The organism is Klenkia brasiliensis, from assembly GCF_900100695.1.
GTDB classification, from domain to species: Bacteria; Actinomycetota; Actinomycetes; order Mycobacteriales; family Geodermatophilaceae; genus Klenkia; species Klenkia brasiliensis.
Genome location: NZ_FNCF01000003.1, coordinates 572,069 through 592,928, shown reverse-complemented (window position 1 = coordinate 592,928; position 20,860 = coordinate 572,069). Strand labels below are relative to the sequence as shown.

Genomic DNA, 20,860 nt, shown 5'->3' with positions numbered 1-20,860 from the left:
TACGCACGGCGCGGGCCGGGATCGACAGGTCAGGGCCGACCGGCGTGCGGCACCTCGACCTCGGCGGTGAGCAGCACCGCCTCGCGGGCCGCCCGGCGGTTGTGCTCCAGGAAGTCCGGCGCGCAGCACAGCAGCAGGGTGCGGCCGTCCTCGCCGCCCAGCGCGCAGGCGTACACGCCCAGGCCCTCGGGGGCGCGGACCTCGTCGACCACCGCGCCGCCCTCGGCGACCCGCACCGCCCGGCCGCCGACCGCGTCGGCCACCCACAGGTGCCCCTCGGCGTCACCGGTGCACCCGTCGGGGGCGACCACCAGCTGGCCGAGCACCTCCTCCAGCGTCGCGCCGGTGGGCACCGGGCCGAACTCCGCCCACACCCGCCGGTGGGACAGGGACCCGTCCTCGGCCAGGTCGAAGGCGGTGTACCGGTTGCCGAAGGTCTCGCCCACCAGCAGCGTCCCACCGTCCGGGCTGATCACCATGCCGTTGGGGAACAGCAGGTCCTCGGCGACCACGGTGACGGTGCCGTCGGGGTCGACCCGCTTGAGCGAGGCCGGGCCCGGTGCGCCACCGCCCATCAGGTCGAAGCCGAAGTCGCCGACGAACACGTGCCCCGCGGCGTCGACGACCAGGTCGTTGAGCAGCCCGCCGCAGTACGGGGCGAGGGCGGCGTAGGTGGCCAGGGCGCTGCCGTCCCAGCGCAGCAGCCGCTGGTCGGTCATCGACACCACGACCAGCGAGCCGTCGGGCAGCCGGCCCGAGCCCGAGGGCTGGGTGGCGACCTCCAGGACGACGGTCTCCTCGCCCGACGGCGTCACCCGGCTGACCGTGCCGCGGTAGAAGTCCGACACCCACCAGTGGCCCTGGTGCCAGCGCGGGCCCTCGAAGAACGCTCCACCGGTCAGCAACGTCGTCGTCGTCATGGCCGGACCCTAGGGTCGAGGTGTGACTCGCGCCTCGGAGACCTGGGACAGCGACGTCGCCGCGGCGATGGGCGCCAGCGCCTTCACCGCCCGCGGGGCCGTCGACATGACCGACCCCGCCTTCATCGCCGCCGCCCGCGCCCGCGGGCCGGTGCCGGAGTCGGTCGAGGGCGTGGAGATCAGCGAGACCACGGTGCCGGCGTCCGACGGCCACCAGGTCACCGTGCGGGTGTACCGGCCGACCACGCCGTCTGCGCAGCGGCCGGCGTACGTGCTGTTCCACGGCGGGGGTTGGTCGTTCGGGTCGCTGGAGACCGAGCACCCGCGCTGCCTGGAGCTCACCCGCCGCTGCGGCGCGGTGGGGGTGAGCGTGGACTTCCGGATGGCCCCCGACGTCCCCGCCGAGACGATCCTGGACGACTGCTGGTCCGCCGTGCGCTGGACCGCTGCCCGCGAGGACGTCGACCCCACCCGCGTCGTGGTCACCGGCAGCAGCGCCGGGGGAGCGCTGGCCCTGTCCATGGCCCAGCTCGGCCGCGACCGGGGCGACGTCGTCCCCGCGCTGGCGCTGGCGCTGTACCCGAACACCGACGACCGCGAGCACCCCTCGCGGGTCGCGCCGGCCTTCCCGGTCATCAGCGGCGCGCAGGTCGCGCAGGTGGTCGCCAACGTTCGGCAGGGCCGCACCGACGACCCGCCCACGTCTTCCCGAACCGGACGGCGGACCTCGCCGGCCTCTGCCCGACCTTCCTGGTGGTGGCCGGCAACGACCCGCTGCGCGACGAGGCGCTGGCGTACGCCCGCCGGCTGGTGGACGCCGACGTGCCGGTCGAGCTGCACCTGCTGCCCGGCGTCCCGCACGCCTTCGACGGCATCGCCCCGCAGGGCCGGATGACCCGGACCGCCTACGACCTCATGTGCGCGGCGTTCGACCGGGCGGTCGGCTGAGCGGTTGCTGTGTGCACCCGCCCCCGGCGGGGCATGGGGTCAGCTCGCAACCGACTCGACCTCAGGAGGCACCCGATGGGGATGCTCAGTGGACTGCTCAAGGGTGCCGCGGCCCAGAAGGTCATCGCCGCGGCCCGCAAGCCGGAGAACCAGGCCAAGGCCAAGAAGTTCATCGCCGACCAGCAGGCCAAGCGGGCCCGCAAGCACTGACCGTGCGGCCTAGCTGAACCGCTCGCGCAGGCGCAGCAGGGTGCCGTCGATGCCCTGCTGCGCCTTCGCGGGGAAACCCAGCGCGCGCACCGGCAGGAACGTGACCGCGTTGTACCGGCTCGCGTCCCAGGTCTCGGTGACCCGGGTGCCACCCTCCACGGGCTCGAGCTCGTAGCGCCAGCGGTGCGGCGCGAAGTGCTTCCACGCGATCCGCCGGTCGGGCTCGAACTCCACCACCGTGTTCGTCGTCCGGTACTTGGCGCCCATCTGCATCGCCACCGAGAACGTCGAGCCCAGCTCCAGGCGCTCGGGCGCCTCCACGATCGCCTGCACGGTGCCCGACCCGTCGATCTCGGCGTGCCGCCGCGGGTCGGCCAGCAGCGCGAACACCTCGGACGGCGGGGCGGGGACGACGACGGATCCGGACGCGGTGCGGGCAGCCATGCGGGCAGGCTATGCGCCGCCCCGGGGAGTGGGAGAAGCTGTCGGCATGACCATCAGCCCCCGGGACCTCGAGGACGAGGTCACCCTGCAGGTCGCCGCCAACCGCATCGACTTCCTGTCCCGGCGCGACGCCGGCGTGGTCGAGGCGACCGCGCCCGACGACGCCGACGACTTCCTGGCCGACCTGCGCAACACCGGCACCTCGCTGGACCGGCACGAGGCGCTGGAGCTGCTGGCCCTCGGCGAGGTCGTCTACCGGAAGGCGCACGACAGCCGGCACCTGGGCATGCACGCGGCGCTGCGCGAGGGCGCCGGCTGGGCCGACATCGCCACCGCCCTGGACGGCGACGCGGCGCTGGCCTGGGACGCCCACCAGCAGTGGATCCGCGACCAGTTCGAGCTGCACCGCCGCGGCGGCCCGGGCGGGCTGGACTCCGGCGCGGCGCACACCGCCCGCCAGCTCGCCGGCCCGCGACCGGCCTGAGGTGCGGCACGAGTCCGGCCTGGTCGTCGAGACCCGCGACCACCTGCGGCTGCTGACCCTCGACCGGCCCGAGCGGCGCAACGCGCTGTCCTCGGCGCTGCAGGCCGACCTGGTCGACGAGCTGCTCACCGCCGGCGGCGACGGCACCCGCGTCGTCGTGCTGGCCGGCAACGGCCCGGCCTTCTGCGCCGGGTTCGACCTCAAGGAGATCCGCGCCGCCGACGACCGCGGCGAGCCCTTCCGCCCGCCGATGGAGCGCCCCGGCCGGTCGCTGTTCGAGGTGGTCACCGAGTGCCCGGTGCCGATCGTCGCGGCGATCACCGGCGCCGCCGTCGCCGGCGGGTTCGAACTGGCGCTGGCCTGCGACCTGCGGGTGGCCGCCCCCGGCATCCCGATGGGCCTGCCCGAGGCGAAGATCGGCATGGGCGCCAACTTCGGGTCGGTGGTGCTGCCCAAGCGGATCCCGATGGGCATCGCGCTGGAGATGCTCTACACCGGTGCCTACGTCGACAGCGACGTGCTGGAGCGGTGGGGCCTGGTCAACCGGCTGGTGCCGCGCGAGGTGGTGCTCGACACCGCGCTCGCGCTGGCCGGGACGATCGCGGCCAACGCCCCGGTGTCGGTGCGGCGGATGAAGCAGACCGCGGTCAAGGGCCTGGAGCTGCCGCTGTGGCAGGCGCTGCGGCTGGACGTCGGCCCGAACCCCTACACGTCGGAGGACCGCAAGGAGGGGATCGCGGCGCAGCTGGACAAGCGGCCGCCGAACTGGACCGGCCGCTGAGGGAATGACCGGGCGGGGGAGTGCGCTGGCTCCTCGTAGAAGCACCCCCGCAGAGAGGCTCCACCCATGTCGTTCCCGCTCTCCGTCCTGGACCTGGCCCCCGTCTCCCGCGGGGAGTCCGTGGGCCAGTCGATCGCGCACAGCGTCGCCCTGGCGCAGGCCGCGGAGCAGCACGGCTACACCCGCGTCTGGTACGCCGAGCACCACAACATGGAGTCCATCGCCTCCTCGGCGACCAGCGTGCTGATCAGCCACGTCGGCGCGCACACCTCGACCATCCGGCTGGGCTCGGGCGGGGTCATGCTGCCCAACCACTCGCCGCTGGTCATCGCCGAGCAGTTCGGCACCCTCGACGCGATGTACCCCGGTCGCATCGACCTGGGTCTGGGCCGGGCGCCGGGTTCGGACCAGAACACGATGTACGCGATGCGCACCGACCCGCGCTCCTCGGACCGCTTCCCGCAGGACGTGCTCGAGCTGCAGGCCTACCTGGCCGGGGAGACCCGGGTGCCCGGCGTGGACGCCGTCCCCGGCAAGGGCTCGCGCGTCCCGCTCTACATCCTGGGCTCGTCGACCTTCGGCGCCCAGCTGGCCGCCGCGCTGGGTCTGCCCTACGGGCACGCCTCCCACTTCGCCCCGCAGGCGCTGCAGGCCGCCGTGGAGATCTACCGGCGGGACTTCCAGCCCTCGCAGCAGCTCGCGGCCCCGCACGTCATCGCCGGCGTCAACGTGGTCGCGGCCGACGACGAGGACGACGCCCGCGCCCAGTTCGCGACCATGCGCCGCGACCGGGCCACCCGGCTGTTCGGGCGGGGCAAGGAGTTCACCGAGGCCGAGACGGATCTGCTCATGGAGTCCGGCGCGGGTCGGCAGGTCGACTCGATGCTCACCCACTCCGCCGTGGGGACCCCGGCCCAGGTGCGCGAGCAGCTGGTGGAGTTCCGGCGGTTCGCCGACGCCGACGAGCTCATCGTCGGGCACGCGTCCTCGCAGGTCGAGCAGCGGCTGCGCTCGGTGCAGCTGCTGGCCGAGGCGATGGAGACCGTCAGCGCCTGAGCGTCACCAGTAGGACAGCTCGTCGCAGGTCGGGCACAGCGCCCCGACCGCGGCGGGGTCCGGCGGCCACGGCAGGTCGTCGTCGTGGGTGACCCACGCCCCGCACAGGGAGTTGCGGCGCCCGCCCGCGGCGCTGCCGATGGTCGCGTGCGCCGGCCCGATCAAGGTGGGTCGCGCCCCGGCGCCCACCAGCGAGCCGACCATCACCTCGGCCCGCGCGGTGCCGTAGACGAACCCCATGCACCCAGGGTGCCGCCGGGTCGTGCGCGGTCCGGGGAGGCGGCCCGTGTCCGCGGGCCCCGGCGTCCCACGCGTCCCGCTGGTCACACGAGAGGGTGACGGAGAACACCGCTAGCTGCGTGCTTGCTCTGGCTAGCAGCGGGGCAGTGGGGGGTTGGCCCACTTCGTCTTCAGAAACCAGGGAGTTGTCATGGCCGACACCACGGCCCTCGTCGCCCAGCTGCGCGCCCTCCTGCTGCTCACCCAGACCGAGGAGCAGGTCGCCCGCACCCGCACCGCCCAGGCCCGCACCGACGCCGTCCGTCGCGAGCTGCAGCAGAACGCGGACAACGCCGCGTCGCGCTCCGAGGCCATCACCCGCGCCCTGCGCGACCTCGGCGGCGTCCCCGACGTCGTCACCCCGGCCGTCGGCCGCCTCGGCGCGGTGGTCAAGGCCACCGTCGAGCAGGCCGCCCCGGTCGACGAGGCGCTGCTGTCGGACCTGTCCCTGGAGCACCAGCTGCTCGACCGCGCCACCTACCTCAAGGTGCTCGCGCAGGCCGCGAAGCAGGCCCGCGTGGTCACCCTCGCCGACCGGCTCATCACCGCCCACACGGCCACGGTGGAGTGGCTGACCGTCGTCCTCGGCGAGCACGCCCTCGGCGGCCCGGCCGCCATCCGGCCGACCCCGGTCCAGCGCGTGACCGGTGGCGCCGCCCGGCTGGCCGCGCTGCCGGCCCGCTACGTCGCCGACTCGGTGAACAAGGTCGTGGACAGCACCAACCAGGCGTCCGAGGCCGCAGCCAGCAAGATCGCCGCCGCCGCCGCCCGCGCGTCGGTGTTCGCCGGTGCCGTCCGCGAGTCGCTGGCCGACGGCCGCAACGCCTCCCTGGAGGAGGGCGAGCGGCAGGCGACGAAGGCCCGCGAGCGCGAGGTCGCCGAGGTCATCCACGAGACCCGCGCCGAGCTCGGCATCCTGCGCGCCGACGAGCTGCCCATCAAGGGCTACGGCGAGCTGACCGGTCCCGAGGCCGTCAAGGCGGTCAAGGAGCTGCGCGACGCCGGTGACATCGAGACGGTCATCCGCTTCGAGGAGGAGAACAAGAACCGCTCCTCCGTGGTGAGCGCCGCCCAGACCCAGCTGGCCGCCCTGGCCAAGGAGGCCGTCGGCGTCAGCTGACCCGCCCCGCACGACGACGAGGCCCGCACCCCCCGGGGGTGCGGGCCTCGCGCGTGCTCAGTTGCCCTTGACGTTCACGACCTGGCGGAGCGTGTGCCGGACCTCCACGAGGTCTGCGGCGTCGGCCATCACCTGGTCGATCGGCTTGTAGGCCTCGGGGTGCTCGTCGAGGAAGGCGTCCGAGTGGCCCCACGCGACACCAGCCATCCGGGCATCGAGGTCGGCCCGGTCGAACAGCTTCCGGGCCGCCGTCCGGCTGTGGCTCCGGCCGGCCCCGTGCGGGGCCGAGTGCAGCGCCCGCGGGTCGCCCTTGCCGACCACGACGTAGGACGCCGCGCCCATCGAGCCCGGGATCAGCCCCGGCTCACCGGCCCGCGCGGAGATCGCACCCTTGCGGGACAGCCACACCTCGCGGCCGAAGTGCCGCTCCCGCGCGGTGTAGTTGTGGTGGCACCGCACGGACTCGACCCGCTCGACGTCGGCCCCCAGGAACCGGCCGAGCTGGTCGAGCACCCGGTCCACCATCTCCTCCCGGTTGAGGTAGGCGAAGCGCTGCGCCCACAGCAGGGCCTCGAGGTAGGCGTCGAACTCCGGCTCGCCCTCCACCAGGTAGGCGAGGTCCCGGTCGGGCAGCTCGACGAACCGCCGGCGGCACTGCTCCCGGGCGACCGCGATGTGCCTCTGCGCGAGCTTGTTGCCCACGCCGCGGGAGCCCGAGTGCAGGAACGCCCACACCCGGTCGGACTCGTCGAGGCTGATCTCGATGAAGTGGTTGCCCGAGCCCAGCGAGCCCAGCTGCTGCGGCCAGTGCCTGGCGACCGCGTCGGCCTGGGCTGCGCCCGGCAGCGCGCGCAGCTCCTCGATGCGCGGCTCGGCCGACGCCCGGATCCGCTGGTTGCGACCGCCGGCCGACAGCGGGACCGACCGGCTGATCTGCGCGTGCAGCGGCGCCAGGTCGCGGTCGCCGAGGTCGGCGGCGGTGAACTGGGTGCGGACGGCGGCCATGCCGCAGCCGATGTCGACCCCGACGGCGGCCGGGATGATCGCGCCGTCGGTCGGGATCACCGAGCCGACGGTGGCGCCCAGCCCGAGGTGGGCGTCGGGCATCAGCGCGACGTGCGGGTGGATGAACGGCATCCGGGCGGTGAGCAGCGCCTGCTCCCGGGTGGTGTCCTCCAGGATGGACGCCCAGCTGAGCAGGCGTCCGTTGATGGTCTGCATGGTCCTTCCTCGGTCGGTGGGGTGGGGGTGGGCCGGCGCCGGCCGGGGGTGGAGTCAACCCGGTCGTCACGTCCAGCGCGCCCCCTTTTCCCGGCGTCACCCGGTCGGCTGGCCTCCGTCCCCCGAGAGGGTCGATTCGGCTTCAGGAACCGGCGTGTCGGCCGACAACGCAGAGGTGAGCTGGGGAACACGACGCGCGCCGACACGGCTGGTGTCCGCGCTGGCCGACGGCGAGTCCGTGCTGGCCGTGACCGACTGCGTCCCGCTCACCGAGTCCCTGGACGCACCGGCCGAGGACGTCGCCCGCACCGCCGTCCTCACCGACCGCGCGCTCTACTGCTGCACGGTCGGCGGCGACGTCGTCCCGCTGCCGTTCTCCCGGATGCGCGAGCTCAACCGGCGCGGGTTCGCCCTGCTGTTCTTCCGCTTCGACGACAGCCACGCCACCTGGGAGCTGCGCGACCAGCGGTTCGCCGCCAAGGCCGAGCGGCGCTTCGCCCAGCACGGCCTGGCCGCGCACCGCGCGTGGGTCGGCACCACGCGGGAGCCCGGCCGCGAGCCCGCCGGCTTCCGGCACCAGGCCCACCTGGACCTGCTCAACCGCCTCGCCGGCGGCACCGGGTTCGCCGACGCGGTGGCCGACCAGCGCGCGCTGGTGGACCAGCTGGTCTGGACCGAGACCGGCGACCGCGCCTCCTGCCGGGCGGCGCTGCGTCGCCTCGGCACGGTGCACAAGCAGCTGCACGGCGACCTGCAGGTCATCGCCGACGCCGCCCCCAGCCTGGTCACCGCGCAGCACGCCCTGCTGCTGCTCGACCAGCCCTCGCCCTGGCAGGGCGAGGTCGCCGAGCCGGTGGACGACGGCCCGACCGCGGCCGAGCTGGCCGGCCTCACGCCCGACGCCGCCCCGGTATGGGTGGCCGCCGAGCGCGAGACCGTCGGCTAGGACCTCAGCTGACCTCAGCTGACCTCGACGCCCTTCCAGAACGCGACGCGGTCGGTGATCTCCTTCGCGGCCTCCTTGGGCTCGGGGTAGGTCCACGCGGCGTCGGTGTTGGTCTGCCCGCCGGCCTCGATCGAGAAGTAGCTGGCCTCGCCCTTCCACGGGCAGGTGGTGTGGGTGTCGGTCGGGGTGAGCACGCCGTCCTTCACCGAGCTGAGCGGGAAGTAGGCGTTGCCCTCGACGGTGACGATGTCGTCGGACTCGGCGATGACGGTGCCGTTCCAGGTAGCAGTGGTCATGGCTCCATCGTCCCCCCGGACAAAGCGCTCGGCAGGGGACGACGAGGTCGCTACGGTCGGTCACCGTGGAGACGGCGATCCGGGTGCGGGACCTGCGCAAGACCTTCCGGGTGCCCGAGCGGGACGCCGGGCTGGCCGCCTCGGTGCGCAGCCTGGTCCGCCGCCGGTACCGCGAGGTGCACGCCGTCGCCGGGGTGTCGGTCGACGTCGCACCCGGTGAGGTGGTCGGCTTCCTCGGGCCCAACGGCGCGGGCAAGACCACCACGCTGAAGATGCTCTCGGGCCTGCTGGTGCCGACGTCGGGCGAGGTGTCCGTGCTCGGCCACGAGCCGTCGCGCCGGGAGAAGGCCTACCTCGGGCGGATGACGCTGGTGATGGGCAACCGCAACCAGCTGCAGTGGGACATCCCCGCCCTGGACAGCTTCGAGCTCAACCGCGCGGTCTACCGCATCCCGGAGGCCGACTTCCGGCGCACCCGCGACGAACTGGTCGAGCTGCTGGAGATCGGCGACCTGGTGCGCAAGCCGGTCCGCACCCTGTCGCTGGGGGAGCGGATGAAGGCCGAGGTCGCCGCGGCCCTGCTGCACCGGCCGCAGGTGCTCTTCCTCGACGAGCCCACCATCGGGCTGGACATCGGTGCGCAGAAGCGGCTGCGCGGCTTCGTCGCCGAGTACAACCGCCGGCACGGCGCCGCCGTCCTGCTGACCAGCCACTACATGGCCGACGTGCAGGCGCTGTGCCCGCGGGTGGTGGTCATCGACCACGGCCAGGTGCTCTTCGACGGGGGGCTGCGCGAGCTCACCGCCCGGTTCTCCCCGCACCAGACCATCACCGTGCAGCTGGCCACCCCCGGCGCGGACCTCTCCGGCTACGGCACGGTGGTCCCCGCGGACGAGGGACGGGTGGCGGTCCAGGTGCCCAAGGCGCAGACGTCGGCGGTCGCCGCCCGGCTGCTCGCCGACCACGCCGTCACCGACCTCACCATCGAGGACCCGCCCATCGAGGACGTCATCGAGCAGGCCTTCGCCGACCGCTCGGCGGTGGCGTCGTGAACGGGCTGCCCGGGCTCTACTCCGTCGTCGGCCGCACGGCGGTGCAGACCCAGTTCCAGTACCGGACGTCGAACTACCTGTTCATGCTCGGCATGGTCGCCGAGCCGGTCGTCTACCTGGTCGTGTGGCAGACCGTGGCCGACGCCCAGGGCGGCGCGGTGCAGGGCATCACCGCCGGGGACTTCGCCGCCTACTACATCGTCTGGACGCTGGTCCGGAACATGAACATCGTCTTCACGCCCTACGGCTGGGAGGACCGGATCCGGCGCGGTGAGCTGTCCGGCCGGCTCGTGCAGCCCGTCCATCCGCTGCATTTCGACCTGGCCTACTTCGCCGGCTGGAAGGTCGTCGTCGTCCTGCTGTGGGTGCCCATCGCCGCCGTCCTGGCGCTGCTCTTCCGGCCCACCTTCGACGTCAGCCCGGTCGAGGTGCTGGTCTTCCTGGTCGCGATCTGGGGCGCCTACCTGATCCGGTCGATGCTGCTGTGGGTCCTCGGCATGGTCACCTTCTGGACCACCCGGGTCAGTGCGCTCTACGAGCTGTACTTCACCGCCGAGCTGCTGCTGTCGGGCCGGCTGCTGCCGTTGGCCCTGCTGCCGGCCTGGGCGGCCACCGCCGCGGACTGGCTGCCCTTCCGCTACACGTTCGGCTACCCGATCGAGGTGCTGGCCGGTGACCTGACGACGGCGCAGCTGTGGGGCGGCCTGGCCGCGCAGGCCGCGTGGGTGGCGATCGGCGCCGGGCTGGTCGCCGTCGTCTGGCGGTTCGGCGTCCGCCGCTACTCGGCCGTGGGGAACTGAGCCGTGCAGGCGCTCCGGCTGGTCGGCACCTACCTGCGGATCGGGGTGCAGGCCGAGCTGCAGTACCGGTCCAACGTGCTGTTCAGCGTCGTGCAGTCCCTCGTCGCGGTCGGCACGTCGCTGGCGGTGCTCGCGCTGGTGTTCAGCCACACCGACGACCTGGGCGGCTGGTCGGGCAGCGAGCTGCTGGTGGTGATGGGCGTCTACGTGCTGCTGGGCGGGGTGCTGCGCAGCGTGGTGCAGCCGTCGATGACCCAGCTGATGGACGACGTCCAGCACGGCACCCTCGACTTCGTGCTCACCAAGCCCGCCGACGCGATGCTGCTGGTCAGCATCCGGCGGATCGAGCTGTGGCAGGCCGTGGACGTGCTGGTCGGCGCCGGCATCGTGGGCTACGCGCTCACCCGGCTGGACACCCGGCCCGGCGCCCTGGCGGTGGCCGGGTTCGCCGTCGCGCTGGCCCTGGGCGTGGTGGTGCTGTGGGCGTTCTGGCTGCTGCTGACCACCGCGGCGTTCTGGGTGGTGCGCACCGACTCGCTGGTCGAGCTGCTGTCGGGGATGTACCAGGCCGGGCGGTGGCCGGTGACGATCTACCCGGGCTGGTTGCGGATCGGGTTCACCTTCCTGGTGCCGCTGGCCTTCGCGATCACCGTGCCGGCGCAGGCGCTCACCGGCCGGCTGTCGGGCTGGCTGCTGCTCGGCGCCGCCGCGTTCACCGTGGCGCTGGTCGCGGTGACCCGGTGGGTGTGGACGCTCGGCGTCCGGGCCTACAGCGGGGCCAGCGCCTGAGGGCTCGGCTCAGCGCGCGACGGCCTGGCCGGCGCCGAACCAGGAGTGCGGCGCCTGCGTCTCCACGACCCGCTTGCCCAGGGGGAACAGGCCGACCGCGGCGAGCTTGAACGAGGCGACGCCGAACGGGATGCCGATGACCGTCAGGCAGAACGCGATGCCGGCGAGCACGTGCAGCAGGGCCAGCCACCAGCCGGCGAGCAGGAACCACACCAGGTTGCCCAGCGCCGACGCGACCCCGGCGCCGGGGGTGGGCACCGTCGTCCGGCCGAAGGGCAGGACGACGAAGAACGCCAGCCGGAACGCCGCGATGCCGAACGGGATGCCGATGACCGTGACGCACGCCAGCGCACCGGCCACCAGGTAGGCCAGGGCGATCGCCCAGCCGTGCAGCACGAGCCAGACGAGGTTGAGCACGAGCCGCAGACCGTCCATGCCCAGGACGACGAGCCGGGCCGTGGGGCGGTTCCCACGCCCGGGTGATGCTGTGCGCACCCGGTGTGCGGACCAAGCAGTCCGACGGGGATGATCTCCTGGCCCGTCGAACCCCTTGGAGGACATCCGTGACCACTCCCGGCTCAGGCGACCAGCCGCAGAACCCCGGACAGGGCTGGGGGCAGCAGCCGCCGTCCGGTCCGCAGGGTGCCCCCCAGCCCGGTCAGCAGGGTGCTCCGCAGCCGGGCCAGCAGTGGTCGCCGCCCGGCGGTCAGCCGCAGCAGCCCGGCCAGGCGCCGTACGGTCAGCAGCCGGGCCAGTTCGGGCCCGACGGGCAGCAGGGCCAGTTCGGGCAGCCGGGCCAGTTCGGGCAGCCGGGCCAGCAGCCGTTCGGCCAGCAGCCGGGCCAGCCGGGCCAGCCGTGGGGTGGCCAGCAGGCCGCCGGCGGTGCCCCGAAGCAGCGTCCCGCGTGGCAGAAGCGGTTGCCCCTCATCGCGGGCGCGATCGTCGTCGCGCTGCTGGTCGCGTTCTTCCGCAACGGCTTCGGCGGCGGTGCCCCCGAGGTCGGCGACTGCGTCCAGGCGGCCGGCTCCGACGGCTACGAGGTCGTGGACTGCGACTCCTCCGACGCCCAGTACCGCGTCTTCGGCACCGACGACGACATGACCGAGGCGGAGTTCCAGGCCGACCCCGACACCTGCCAGGACGCCGCCCAGGAGTCGGGCATCACCGACGGCGTGGCCCTCTGGTACGGCGAGTCCGGCGAGACCGGCGACGTGTTCTGCGCCGAGACCATCGGCTGACACGGGTCCCGACCTGCGGCGTCCCCGGCTCCCCGGGGACGCCGCGTCGGGTCAGTCCGTGGGGATCGCGCCGACCAGGTCGTCGGCGGTGTACCCGCGCTCGGCGGCCAGCAGCTCGCGGGCGGCGTCGGTGCTGTCCCACACGTTCCACAGCAGGACCCCGCGCAGCCGGTCGCCCTCGAGGTAGTAGACGACGCCCTGCGCGGACTCCCCGGTGCCCGGCGGCACCTTCCAGTCGGTGACCAGGTCCAGGTCGGCCGACAGCGTGCCGACCGCCTCGTACCCGGCGTCGAACAGGTCGGAGTAGAAGCTCGGCGTGTGCGTGTAGGGCTCGGCCCGCGCGCCGGTGGCGTCGGCGGCCATCACCGTGCCGACCGCGGTCCCCATGTCGGTGGCGTTCTCCACGTGCTCCACCCGGGTGCGGCCCAGGATCGGGTCCGGCCAGTTCGCCACGTCCCCGGCGGCGTAGACGTCCGGGTCCTCGGTGCGGCCGAACGCGTCGACCACCACGCCGTCCTCGACCGGCAGGCCGGCGTCCTGCGCCAGCTGCACGGCGGGCTGGATGCCCAGGCCGACCGCGACGCCGTCGACGTCCAGGGTGCTGCCGTCCGACAGCTCCAGGTGCACGCCCGCGGCGTCGGCGGACCCGCTGGTCACCCGGGTGCCCGGCCGCAGCTGCACGCCGCGCGCGGCGTACTCCTCGGACAGCTGCTCGGCGAGCTCGCGCGGGTAGGAGGCGCCGCCGACGAACTCCTGCGGGAAGACGAAGGTGACCCGGGTGTCGTTCTGCACCAGCGCCGCAGCGAGCTCGGTGCCGATGTAGCCGCCCCCCACGACGGCGACGTGCCGGCCCTCGCCGGACAGCCCGCGCAGCCTGCGGTAGTCGTCCATGGTGCGGAAGTGCACGACCCGGTCGTCGGCGGGCAGGTCGAGCTGCTTCGGGTGCCCGCCGGTGGCCAGCAGCAGCCGCCGGTAGCCGAACACGTCGCCGTCCTCGGCGGTGGCGGTGCGGGCGGCGCGGTCGACCGACCGGATGCGGGTGGCGGTGTGCAGCGCCGCACCGGTCTCGTCGGTGCCCAGCCAGGACTTGTCGAGGGTGAACTCCGGGTCGGTCCAGAGCTTCTTGGACAGCGAGGGCCGGGCGACCGGCGGGTCGACCTCCTCGCCGACGATCCCGATGCTGCCGTCGGGGTCGAGCTCGCGGATGCCGCGGGCTGCGCTGTCGGCCGCCATGCCGGCGCCGATGATCAGGTAGTCGTAGTTGCGTTGCACGGCCCGGTTGTGCCCGTCCGAGCTGCCGGTAACCCCGGGTTGCGCAGGTCAGAACACCTTGCCGGGGTTGAGGATGCCGTGCGGGTCCAGGGCCGCCTTGACCGCGCGGTGAATGTCCAGCACGGCGGGGGAGACCTCGGCGGCCAGGCCGTCGCGCTTGAGCAGGCCGACGCCGTGCTCGCCGGTCACCGTGCCGCCCATCTCCAGCGCGGCGGCGATGATCTCGTGGAAGGCCGCCAGCGCGCGGTCGCGGGCGGCGTCGTCACCGGCCGGGGTCGACAGCAGCGGGTGCAGGTTGCCGTCGCCGGCGTGCGCGATGTTGGCGATGAGCACGTCGTGCGCGGCGCCGATGGCCTCGATGCGGGCCAGCATGGCGGGGACGGCGGCCTTGGGCACGCAGACGTCCTCGGTGAGCAGCGGGCCCAGCCGCTCCAGGGCGGGGTAGGCCAGCCGGCGGGCGGAGAACAGCGCGTCGGCCTCCTCGGCGTCGGTGCTCACCGCGGCCCAGGACGCGCCGCCGGCCTCGAAGGCGGCCAGCAGCGCCTGCGCCTCGGCGTCCCCGGCGGCGCCGGGGGTGTCGACGCGGCCCAGCAGCACGACCTCGGCGTCGGCCGACAGGCCCATGTTCTTCCAGGCGTCGACGGCGGCCAGGCAGTGCCGGTCGACCAGCTCCAGCGCGGAGGGCGTGAGGCCCGCGGCGGCGACGGCGGTGACCGCCTCGCCGGCGGCGACGACGGAGTCGAAGTAGCCGGCGACGGTGCGCTCGGGGTCGCGCAGCGGCCGCAGCTTGACGGTGACCTCGGTGACGATGCCCAGCGTGCCCTCGCTGCCCACCAGCAGCCCGGTGAGGTCGTAGCCGGCCACGCCCTTGGCGGTCCGGCGGCCGATGCGGACCAGTTCGCCGGTGCCGGTGACCACCTGCAGGCCCATCACGTAGTCGCGGGTGACGCCGTACTTCACGCAGCACACGCCGCCGGCGTTGGTGGCCACGTTGCCGCCGATGGTCGACCAGGGGGAGGACGCCGGGTCCGGCGGGTACCAGAGGCCGTGCTCGGCGACCCTGGCCCGCAGGTCGTCGTTGACCACGCCGGGCTGGACGACGGCGAAGCGCTCCAGCTCGTCGACCTCCAGCACGGCGTCCATCGCCTCCAGCGCCACCACCACCGCACCGGCGGTGGCGTTGGCGCCGCCGGACAGCCCGGTGCCGGCGCCGCGGGCGATGACCGGCACCCGGTGCTCGATGCAGGCCAGGACGACGGCCTGCACCTCCTCCGCGGTGCGCGCCCGGACGACCGCGGCGGGCAGCTCCCACGGCGCCCACTCGGCCTCGTCGTGGGCGTAGGAGGCCAGCACGTCGGGGTCGGTGACCAGCCGGTCGGCCGGCAGCACCCCGCCCAGCGTGCCCACGACGTCGGTGGTGACGGTCATCGGGGTTCCTCCGTTGCTAGGGCGCGGCGTGCTCGTCCAGCGTGATGGCTGCGTTGACCAGCGCCAGGTGGGACAGTGCCTGGGGCAGGTTGCCCAGGAACGCCCCGTCGGCCGGGTCCAGCATCTCCGCCAGCATGCCGACGTCGTTCGCCGTCCCCTCGAGGTCCTCCATCAGCATGCGCGCCTCGCGGCCCCGCCCGCACAGCTGCAGCGCCGAGACCATCCAGTACGAGCACGCCAGGAACACGCCCTCCTCGCGGTCCATCCCGGTGTAGCGGTACAGGTGCGGGCCGGCGCCGAGCTCGCGGCGCAGCGCGTCGAGGGTGGAGCTCATCCGCTCGCCGCGGTCGAACCCGCTGATGGCGTGCAGCAGGATCGAGCAGTCCAGGGCGTCGCTGCCGGGGTGCATGAGGTAGGCCCCGCGGTCGTCGTCCCAGGCGTTCTCCTCGACCCAGGTGCGGATCCGCGCGGCCTCGGCGCGCCAGCGCGACGGGTCACCGGGGATCTGGCCGGCCTCGGCGAGCTCGACCGCCTTGGTCAGCGCCTGCCAGCAGCCCAGCTTGGACGTCGTGTAGTGCTGCGGGTCGTGCAGCTCCCACATGCCGGCGTCCTTCTGCTGCCACCGGTCGCAGGCGGTGTCGGCGATGGAGGCCAGCGACCGGCCGGTCTCGGCGTCGAGCACGTTCCCGTGCTCGACGTAGAGCGACACGATCGAGAACAGGTCGCCGTAGACGCCCAGCTGCAGCTGGGAGGCCGCGGCGTTGCCCGACTGCACGGGCCCGATGCCGCGCCAGCCGGGGACGTCGGGCTCGTGCACGCCGTCGGTCAGCTCGCCGTCGAGGGTGTAGCAGACCCGCGGCTCCGGGCCGTGCCGGCGGATGGTGCCCAGCAGCCAGCTCATCGCGCCGTGCGTCTCCTCGCGCAGGCCGAACCGGAACAGCGCGGTGAGGGCGTAGGCGGAGTCGCGGACCCAGGCGAAGCGGTAGTCCCAGTTCTTGCCGCCGGAGAGGTCCTCGGGCAGCGAGGTGGTGCCGGCGGCGACCATCGAGCCGCTGGGGGAGTGGATCATCAGCTTCAGCGCCAGCGCGCTGCGCCGCACCGACCTGTCGAAGTCGCCCTCCCAGCGGAACTCCTCGCCCCAGGCCGCCCAGTTCTTGATCGTCCGGTCGATGCCGACGTCGACGAGCGCCGGGTCGGGCAGGAACAGCGGCTCGCGCTCGGTGGCCACCAGGCCCAGCAGCGCCCGGGAGCCCGGCGTGGCGGTGTACTCCACGTCGATCCGCTGGTCCCCGGTGACGACGCGGTCCTCGCCGAGGGTGCGCACCGCCATGGTCAGGCCGTCGTCCCGCAGCACGAGGCCGTGCACCGTCTCCTGGATCCACGGCGAGGCGGTGCCCAGGCAGGTGCCGGGCCGGACGGCGGCCCGCAGGCGCACCGTGCCGGACAGGCCCTCGATGCGCCGGGCGAGCTCGGACCACGGCAGCCGCCCGGCGACCCCGGTGTTGAGCGCGTCGGTGACCCGCACGCTGCCCGAGTCGGTGGAGAAGGTCGTGGTCAGCACGTTGGTGCCGGGCACGTACTCGCGCTGGACCCGGAACTCCTCCACCGGGCGCAGCTCGATGCAGCCGCCGTGCTCGGCGTCCAGCAGTGCGCCGAACACCGGCGGCGCGTCGATGGCCGGCAGCGGCAGCCAGTCGATGCTGCCGTCGCGGGCCACCAGCGCGAGCGCCCGGCCGTCGCCGATGGCGGCGTAGGTGCGCAGGTCGGCGTAGCCGTCGTCGTCGCGCTCGTCCACCGGCCCGGGACCGGTGGCGCCCCAGCGCAGGTGCGCCGGGGCGGGGCGGGCGCCTCGCGTCTGGACGCCCGCCTCGTCCGGGGAGGTGCTCACGGGGTGGGCATGCCCCCGTTCACGTTCAGCGTCTCGCCGACCGTGTAGCCCGACTCGGCCGACGCGAGGTACACGTAGGCACCGGCCAGCTCGGCCGGCTGCCCGGCGCGGCCCAGCGGGGTCTCCTTGCCGAACTCGGGCAGGTTCTTCGGCGGCTGGCCGCCGGAGGCCTGCAGCGGGGTCCAGAACGGGCCGGGGGCGACCACGTTGACCCGGATGCCCCGGGGTGCCAGCTGCTGCGCGAGGGCCTTGGAGATGGTGTTGATCGCGGCCTTGGTGGTGGCGTAGTCGACCAGGCCGGGGGCGGGGGAGTAGGCCTGGATGGAGCTGGTGGTGACGATGGTCGAGCCCGGCGGCAGGTGCGGCACGGCCTCCTGCACGACCCAGAACACCGAGTAGACGTTGGTCTTGAAGGTGGCGTCGAACTGCTCGCTGGTCAGGTCGGCCAGGTCGTCGACCCAGGTCTGCTTGCCGGCGACGAGCACGAGGGCGTCCAGGCCGCCGAGCTCCTCGACCGCGGTGCGCACGAGCTGGCGGGCCTCGCTCTCCACCGACAGGTCGGCGGGGGCGAGCACGGCCTTGCGGCCGGCGTCCTCGACCAGCTTGGCGACGGCCTCGGCGTCGGACTGCTCCTCGGGCAGGTAGTTCAGCACGACGTCGGCGCCCTCGCGGGCGTAGGCGATGGCGGCGGCCCGGCCGATGCCGGAGTCGGCGCCGGTGACCAGCGCCTTGCGGCCCCGGAGCCGGCCGGTGCCGCGGTAGGTGTCCTCGCCGTGGTCGGCGCGCACCTGCAGCTCGGACTCCAGGCCCGGCTCGTCGATGCCCTGCTCGGGGTAGCCGTCGGTGCGGTACTGGTCGACGGGGTTGGTGAAGGTGTACTGGTCGGTCACGAGGGGGTTGCCTCCGGGGCGCGCGGTCAGGGGCCGGCCGCTGGTGGCTGAACGACCACGGACCCCTTGCCCGGGCCGGGCAGGGCTCAACCCGGTGACGCACGTCCTACCGTCGGGGTGTGACGACCCGGGTCCGTGTGCTGCTGGCCGCCGTGGGGGTGGCGCTGGCCGTCACCGGGGTGCTGCTGGTGGGCGGCGGCCCCTCGCCCGGGGTGGGCGACTGCGTGGCGGCCGGCCCGGACCAGACCGTGGTCGTGGTGGGCTGCGACGACCCGGCGGCGACGTTCCGGGTCATCGGCGTGCTGGACGACGTCCCGCCCCTGCAGTCGCAGCCGGTCTGCATGGGCGTCTTCCCGCGCAGCACCGCCAGCTACTCCGCCGGCGGGCTGTCGGCCACCCCGGACCGGGTGCTGTGCCTGGTCGCCGCCTGAGGAGTGGGATGGTCGCACCATGGACACCGACGTCGTCATCTGCTCGCCCCTGCGCACCCCCGTCGGCCGGTTCGGCGGCGTCTTCGCCGGGCTGACCGCCGCCTCGCTCGCGGCGACCGTGCTGCGCGAGCTGGCCGCCCGCACCGGCCTGGCCGAGGGCGAGGTGGACGACGTCGTGCTCGGCCAGTGCTACCCGAACGGCGAGGCGCCGGCGATCGGCCGCATCGCGGCGCTGGACGCAGGGCTGGGCACCGGTGTGCCGGGGCTGCAGATCGACCGGCGCTGCGGCTCGGGCCTGCAGGCGGTGCTCTACGCCTGCATGCAGGTGGCCACCGGCGCGGCGACCACGGTGGTGGCCGGCGGCGTGGAGTCGATGAGCCAGGTGGAGCACTACGCGCTGGGCCTGCGCACCGGTGTCCGTGGCGACGGCACGATGCTGCACGACCGGCTGGCCCGGGCGCGGGAGACCGCCGGCGGCATCCACCACCCGGTGCCCGGCGGCATGCTGGAGACCGCGGAGAACGTCCGCCGCGACCACGACGTCGACCGGCTGTCCCAGGACGCCTGGGCGCTGCGGTCGCAGCAGCGGGCCGGGGCGGCGATCGCCGAGGGCCGGTTCGCCGACGAGGTGGTCGGCGTCGAGGTGCCCGCCACCCGGAAGGCCCCCGCGCGCACGGTCACGGTCGACGAGCACCCCCGGCCGCAGACCACCATGGAGGACCTGGCCGCGCTCCGGCCGGTCATGGCCCGGGTCGACCCGGCGGCCACGGTCACCGCCGGCAACGCCTCGGGCCAGAACGACGGCGCGGCGATGTGCCTGGTCACCACCCGCGCCGAGGCCGACCGCCGCGGCTGGGACCCCTTCCTGTCGCTGCGCGGGTGGGCCGTGGCCGGGGTGGCGCCGGAGACCATGGGCATCGGCCCGGTGCCCGCGGTGGCCGCCGCCCTGGCCCGCACCGGGCTGACCCTGGCCGACATGGACCTGGTCGAGCTGAACGAGGCCTTCGCCAGCCAGGTGCTGGCGTGCCTGGCCGCGTGGGAGTCGTCGGGGCAGCTCGCCGTCGCCGACCGGGAGCGGGTCAACGTCAACGGGTCGGGCATCTCGCTGGGACACCCGGTCGGCGCCACCGGCGCCCGCATCCTGGCCACCCTGGCGCACGAGCTGCGCCGGCGGGAGGGCCGCTACGCCCTGGAGACCATGTGCATCGGCGGCGGGCAGGGCCTGGCCGCGGTGTTCGAGCGGGTCAGCTGACCGGCGGCGGGGCGGTCGAGCCGCGCAGCACCAGCTCCGGGGCGACCTGCTCGGCGGCCGGCTCCGGCGGGCCGGCGTCGTCGTCGAGCTGGACCAGCAGCAGGTCCGCGGCCCGCTCGGCGAGCACCGCGGCGCGGTTGTCGACGACGGTCAGCGGCGGCGTCCAGAACTCCCAGAACGGTTCGTCCTCGGTGCACACCACCGACAGCTCACCGGGGACCGCGACCGCGCGGCGGGACAGCTCGGCCAGCACCCCGAACGAGGCCTCGTGGTTGCTCACCAGCAGTGCCGTCGGCGGCCGTGCTGCGTCCAGCAGCTCGCGGGCGGCGTCGCGGCCGAACCCGGCGCGGAACGGGCCGCGGCGGACCAGGGCGGGGTCCAGCGGCACGCCGGCGGTGTCCAGCGCGGCGGCGAACCCGGCGTGGTGCAGCCGGCCGGAGGTGACCTCCGGCGGACCCTCGACCGCGCCGATCCGGGTGTGGCCCAGCGCGAGCAGGTGCTCGGCCGCCAGCCGGGCGGCCGTGGCGTAGTCGCTCATCACCGACGGCGCCCGCGCCCCGCCGACCTCGCGGTTCATGGTCACCACCGCTCTGCCCTCGGCGACCAGGGTGTTGACCAGCTCGCCGTTGGCGCCCGACCCGGCCACCACCACGCCGTCCAGGCCCTGGGCGCGCACGGTGTCCAGGAACGCGGCCTCCCGCGCCGGGTCGCCGCCGGTGGTGCAGACCAGCACCTGCAGGCCGTGCGCGGCCGCGCGGGCCTGCAGCGTCTCGGCGATGACGTGGAACGTGGCGTTGCGCAGGTTGTTCACCACCAGGCCGACCAGCCCCGAGCGGCGGGTGCGCAGCGCGGTGGCGATCCGGTTGGGGTGGTAGCGCAGCTCGGCGGCCGCCGCCTCGACCCGCTGCCGGGTGTGCGGCAGCACCGACGGGTGGCCGGTGAGCGCGCGGCTGGCGGTGCTGGTGCTGACCCCCGCGCGCCGGGCGACGGTGGTGAGGGTGACCGGCACGGCGCCCATCCTCCCTGGTCGGCGGGGCAGCGGCCACGTCGACCGGTTGTGTCGTACCCCCCTCGTAGCCTGCGCGCCGAGCGGTCCGAGGGGGCCGGTCCGAGGA

The 20,860-nt window shown here is 74.4% G+C and carries 23 protein-coding genes and 2 pseudogenes; 14 read left to right on the top strand and 11 right to left on the bottom strand.

Annotated features, from left to right (window positions below):
* Positions 1-29 precede the first annotated feature (29 nt).
* Positions 30-920: an SMP-30/gluconolactonase/LRE family protein gene (locus BLT39_RS11430; RefSeq protein ID WP_091062770.1), complete on the bottom strand. Its 891-nt coding sequence runs from the start codon at positions 918-920 to the stop codon at positions 30-32.
* A 67-nt stretch (positions 921-987) separates the two neighbouring features.
* Here BLT39_RS11430 and BLT39_RS11425 point away from each other — a divergent pair.
* The 3 genes and pseudogenes from BLT39_RS11425 to BLT39_RS23320 form a co-directional block, all read left to right on the top strand.
* Positions 988-1,581 (top strand): annotated as a pseudogene (locus tag BLT39_RS11425) (alpha/beta hydrolase); the annotation flags it as partial.
* Between the two features lie 86 nt (positions 1,582-1,667).
* Positions 1,668-1,868: pseudogene (locus tag BLT39_RS23515) on the top strand (alpha/beta hydrolase); the annotation flags it as partial.
* A gap of 81 nt (positions 1,869-1,949) precedes the next feature.
* Positions 1,950-2,078: a hypothetical protein gene (locus tag BLT39_RS23320; RefSeq protein ID WP_278246971.1), complete on the top strand. Its 129-nt coding sequence runs from the start codon at positions 1,950-1,952 to the stop codon at positions 2,076-2,078.
* 9 nt (positions 2,079-2,087) lie between these two features.
* Here BLT39_RS23320 and BLT39_RS11420 read toward each other — a convergent pair whose 3' ends face one another.
* Positions 2,088-2,522, bottom strand: coding sequence for an SRPBCC family protein (locus BLT39_RS11420; RefSeq protein ID WP_091062766.1), 435 nt, complete (start codon positions 2,520-2,522; stop codon positions 2,088-2,090).
* 46 nt (positions 2,523-2,568) lie between these two features.
* Between BLT39_RS11420 and BLT39_RS11415 the strand changes: the two genes are divergently transcribed.
* The 3 genes from BLT39_RS11415 to BLT39_RS11405 all read left to right on the top strand — a co-directional run bounded on the left by BLT39_RS11415 (position 2,569) and on the right by BLT39_RS11405 (position 4,843).
* Positions 2,569-3,006: a hypothetical protein gene (locus tag BLT39_RS11415; RefSeq protein WP_091062764.1), complete on the top strand. Its 438-nt coding sequence runs from the start codon at positions 2,569-2,571 to the stop codon at positions 3,004-3,006.
* A gap of 1 nt (position 3,007) precedes the next feature.
* Positions 3,008-3,787, top strand: coding sequence for an enoyl-CoA hydratase/isomerase family protein (locus BLT39_RS11410; RefSeq protein ID WP_091062762.1), 780 nt, complete (start codon positions 3,008-3,010; stop codon positions 3,785-3,787).
* 66 nt (positions 3,788-3,853) lie between these two features.
* Positions 3,854-4,843, top strand: coding sequence for an LLM class flavin-dependent oxidoreductase (locus BLT39_RS11405; RefSeq protein ID WP_091062760.1), 990 nt, complete (start codon positions 3,854-3,856; stop codon positions 4,841-4,843).
* A 3-nt stretch (positions 4,844-4,846) separates the two neighbouring features.
* Here the strand turns inward: BLT39_RS11405 and BLT39_RS11400 are convergent, their stop codons facing one another.
* Complete coding sequence (locus BLT39_RS11400) at positions 4,847-5,083, bottom strand: hypothetical protein (RefSeq protein WP_091062758.1); 237 nt, start codon at positions 5,081-5,083, stop codon at positions 4,847-4,849.
* 190 nt (positions 5,084-5,273) lie between these two features.
* Between BLT39_RS11400 and BLT39_RS11395 the strand changes: the two genes are divergently transcribed.
* The gene (locus tag BLT39_RS11395; protein ID WP_091062756.1) at positions 5,274-6,242 is read left to right on the top strand and encodes a hypothetical protein; all 969 of its coding nucleotides are present in this window, start codon (positions 5,274-5,276) and stop codon (positions 6,240-6,242) included.
* A gap of 57 nt (positions 6,243-6,299) precedes the next feature.
* Here the strand turns inward: BLT39_RS11395 and BLT39_RS11390 are convergent, their stop codons facing one another.
* Complete coding sequence (locus BLT39_RS11390) at positions 6,300-7,463, bottom strand: RtcB family protein (protein WP_091062754.1); 1,164 nt, start codon at positions 7,461-7,463, stop codon at positions 6,300-6,302.
* A 211-nt stretch (positions 7,464-7,674) separates the two neighbouring features.
* On the opposite strand from BLT39_RS11390, the gene BLT39_RS11385 reads away from it, so the two are divergent.
* Positions 7,675-8,409, top strand: a complete 735-nt coding sequence (locus BLT39_RS11385; RefSeq protein ID WP_091062752.1) for a hypothetical protein — start codon at positions 7,675-7,677, stop codon at positions 8,407-8,409.
* A gap of 14 nt (positions 8,410-8,423) precedes the next feature.
* Here the strand turns inward: BLT39_RS11385 and BLT39_RS11380 are convergent, their stop codons facing one another.
* Entirely contained in the window at positions 8,424-8,705 is a 282-nt protein-coding gene (locus BLT39_RS11380) for a DUF427 domain-containing protein (RefSeq protein WP_091062750.1), read from the bottom strand.
* A 65-nt stretch (positions 8,706-8,770) separates the two neighbouring features.
* On the opposite strand from BLT39_RS11380, the gene BLT39_RS11375 reads away from it, so the two are divergent.
* The 3 genes from BLT39_RS11375 to BLT39_RS11365 are packed head-to-tail and all read left to right on the top strand — an operon-like array spanning position 8,771 to position 11,346.
* Complete coding sequence (locus tag BLT39_RS11375) at positions 8,771-9,757, top strand: ABC transporter ATP-binding protein (RefSeq protein WP_091062749.1); 987 nt, start codon at positions 8,771-8,773, stop codon at positions 9,755-9,757.
* Positions 9,754-10,557: an ABC transporter permease gene (locus BLT39_RS11370; RefSeq protein WP_207507866.1), complete on the top strand. Its 804-nt coding sequence runs from the start codon at positions 9,754-9,756 to the stop codon at positions 10,555-10,557. The genes BLT39_RS11375 and BLT39_RS11370 overlap by 4 nt, the downstream gene beginning before the upstream one ends.
* Before the next feature lie 3 nt (positions 10,558-10,560).
* Complete coding sequence (locus BLT39_RS11365; protein WP_091062747.1) at positions 10,561-11,346, top strand: ABC transporter permease; 786 nt, start codon at positions 10,561-10,563, stop codon at positions 11,344-11,346.
* Positions 11,347-11,355: 9 nt separating this feature from the next.
* Here BLT39_RS11365 and BLT39_RS11360 read toward each other — a convergent pair whose 3' ends face one another.
* Positions 11,356-11,781 carry a YccF domain-containing protein gene (locus BLT39_RS11360; RefSeq protein WP_091062746.1) on the bottom strand — a complete coding sequence of 142 codons (426 nt, stop codon included), beginning with the start codon at positions 11,779-11,781 and terminating at the stop codon, positions 11,356-11,358.
* 128 nt (positions 11,782-11,909) lie between these two features.
* On the opposite strand from BLT39_RS11360, the gene BLT39_RS22445 reads away from it, so the two are divergent.
* Positions 11,910-12,584 (top strand): LppU/SCO3897 family protein, encoded by a 675-nt coding sequence (locus BLT39_RS22445; RefSeq protein WP_091062743.1) that lies wholly within the window; start codon positions 11,910-11,912, stop codon positions 12,582-12,584.
* Between the two features lie 51 nt (positions 12,585-12,635).
* Here BLT39_RS22445 and BLT39_RS11350 read toward each other — a convergent pair whose 3' ends face one another.
* From BLT39_RS11350 to BLT39_RS11335, 4 genes are read right to left on the bottom strand one after another with little or no spacing between them, the layout of a single operon-like run.
* Complete coding sequence (locus tag BLT39_RS11350; protein ID WP_091062740.1) at positions 12,636-13,856, bottom strand: NAD(P)/FAD-dependent oxidoreductase; 1,221 nt, start codon at positions 13,854-13,856, stop codon at positions 12,636-12,638.
* 48 nt (positions 13,857-13,904) lie between these two features.
* Positions 13,905-15,284, bottom strand: coding sequence for an FAD-binding oxidoreductase (locus BLT39_RS11345; RefSeq protein WP_091062738.1), 1,380 nt, complete (start codon positions 15,282-15,284; stop codon positions 13,905-13,907).
* Positions 15,285-15,300: 16 nt separating this feature from the next.
* Positions 15,301-17,172, bottom strand: coding sequence for a glycoside hydrolase family 15 protein (locus tag BLT39_RS11340; RefSeq protein WP_207507864.1), 1,872 nt, complete (start codon positions 17,170-17,172; stop codon positions 15,301-15,303).
* Complete coding sequence (locus BLT39_RS11335) at positions 17,169-18,062, bottom strand: SDR family oxidoreductase (RefSeq protein WP_091062736.1); 894 nt, start codon at positions 18,060-18,062, stop codon at positions 17,169-17,171. Before BLT39_RS11335 ends, BLT39_RS11340 begins: the two co-directional genes overlap by 4 nt.
* A 119-nt stretch (positions 18,063-18,181) precedes the next feature.
* On the opposite strand from BLT39_RS11335, the gene BLT39_RS11330 reads away from it, so the two are divergent.
* Both BLT39_RS11330 and BLT39_RS11325 read left to right on the top strand, forming a co-directional pair.
* Positions 18,182-18,493 carry an LppU/SCO3897 family protein gene (locus tag BLT39_RS11330; protein ID WP_131801471.1) on the top strand — a complete coding sequence of 104 codons (312 nt, stop codon included), beginning with the start codon at positions 18,182-18,184 and terminating at the stop codon, positions 18,491-18,493.
* A 19-nt stretch (positions 18,494-18,512) separates the two neighbouring features.
* Positions 18,513-19,745 carry an acetyl-CoA C-acetyltransferase gene (locus BLT39_RS11325; RefSeq protein WP_091062733.1) on the top strand — a complete coding sequence of 411 codons (1,233 nt, stop codon included), beginning with the start codon at positions 18,513-18,515 and terminating at the stop codon, positions 19,743-19,745.
* On the opposite strand, the gene BLT39_RS11320 is transcribed toward BLT39_RS11325, so the two are convergent.
* Entirely contained in the window at positions 19,738-20,754 is a 1,017-nt protein-coding gene (locus tag BLT39_RS11320) for a LacI family DNA-binding transcriptional regulator (protein ID WP_165640248.1), read from the bottom strand. The genes BLT39_RS11325 and BLT39_RS11320 overlap by 8 nt on opposite strands.
* Positions 20,755-20,860: the final 106 nt, after the last annotated feature.

Bases quoted from the DNA above. Each gene is read 5' to 3' on its own strand.
- BLT39_RS11345 (WP_091062738.1), bottom strand. From the start codon at position 15,284: ATGACCGTCACCACCGACGTCGTGGGCACGCTGGGCGGGGTGCTGCCG.
- BLT39_RS11395 (WP_091062756.1), top strand. From the start codon at position 5,274: ATGGCCGACACCACGGCCCTCGTCGCCCAGCTGCGCGCCCTCCTGCTG.
- BLT39_RS23320 (WP_278246971.1), top strand. From the start codon at position 1,950: ATGCTCAGTGGACTGCTCAAGGGTGCCGCGGCCCAGAAGGTCATCGCC.
- BLT39_RS11380 (WP_091062750.1), bottom strand. From the start codon at position 8,705: ATGACCACTGCTACCTGGAACGGCACCGTCATCGCCGAGTCCGACGAC.
- BLT39_RS11390 (WP_091062754.1), bottom strand. From the start codon at position 7,463: ATGCAGACCATCAACGGACGCCTGCTCAGCTGGGCGTCCATCCTGGAG.
- BLT39_RS11400 (WP_091062758.1), bottom strand. From the start codon at position 5,083: ATGGGGTTCGTCTACGGCACCGCGCGGGCCGAGGTGATGGTCGGCTCG.
- BLT39_RS11420 (WP_091062766.1), bottom strand. From the start codon at position 2,522: ATGGCTGCCCGCACCGCGTCCGGATCCGTCGTCGTCCCCGCCCCGCCG.
- BLT39_RS11430 (WP_091062770.1), bottom strand. From the start codon at position 920: ATGACGACGACGACGTTGCTGACCGGTGGAGCGTTCTTCGAGGGCCCG.
- BLT39_RS11405 (WP_091062760.1), top strand. From the start codon at position 3,854: ATGTCGTTCCCGCTCTCCGTCCTGGACCTGGCCCCCGTCTCCCGCGGG.
- BLT39_RS11360 (WP_091062746.1), bottom strand. From the start codon at position 11,781: ATGGACGGTCTGCGGCTCGTGCTCAACCTCGTCTGGCTCGTGCTGCAC.
- BLT39_RS11325 (WP_091062733.1), top strand. From the start codon at position 18,513: ATGGACACCGACGTCGTCATCTGCTCGCCCCTGCGCACCCCCGTCGGC.
- BLT39_RS11415 (WP_091062764.1), top strand. From the start codon at position 2,569: ATGACCATCAGCCCCCGGGACCTCGAGGACGAGGTCACCCTGCAGGTC.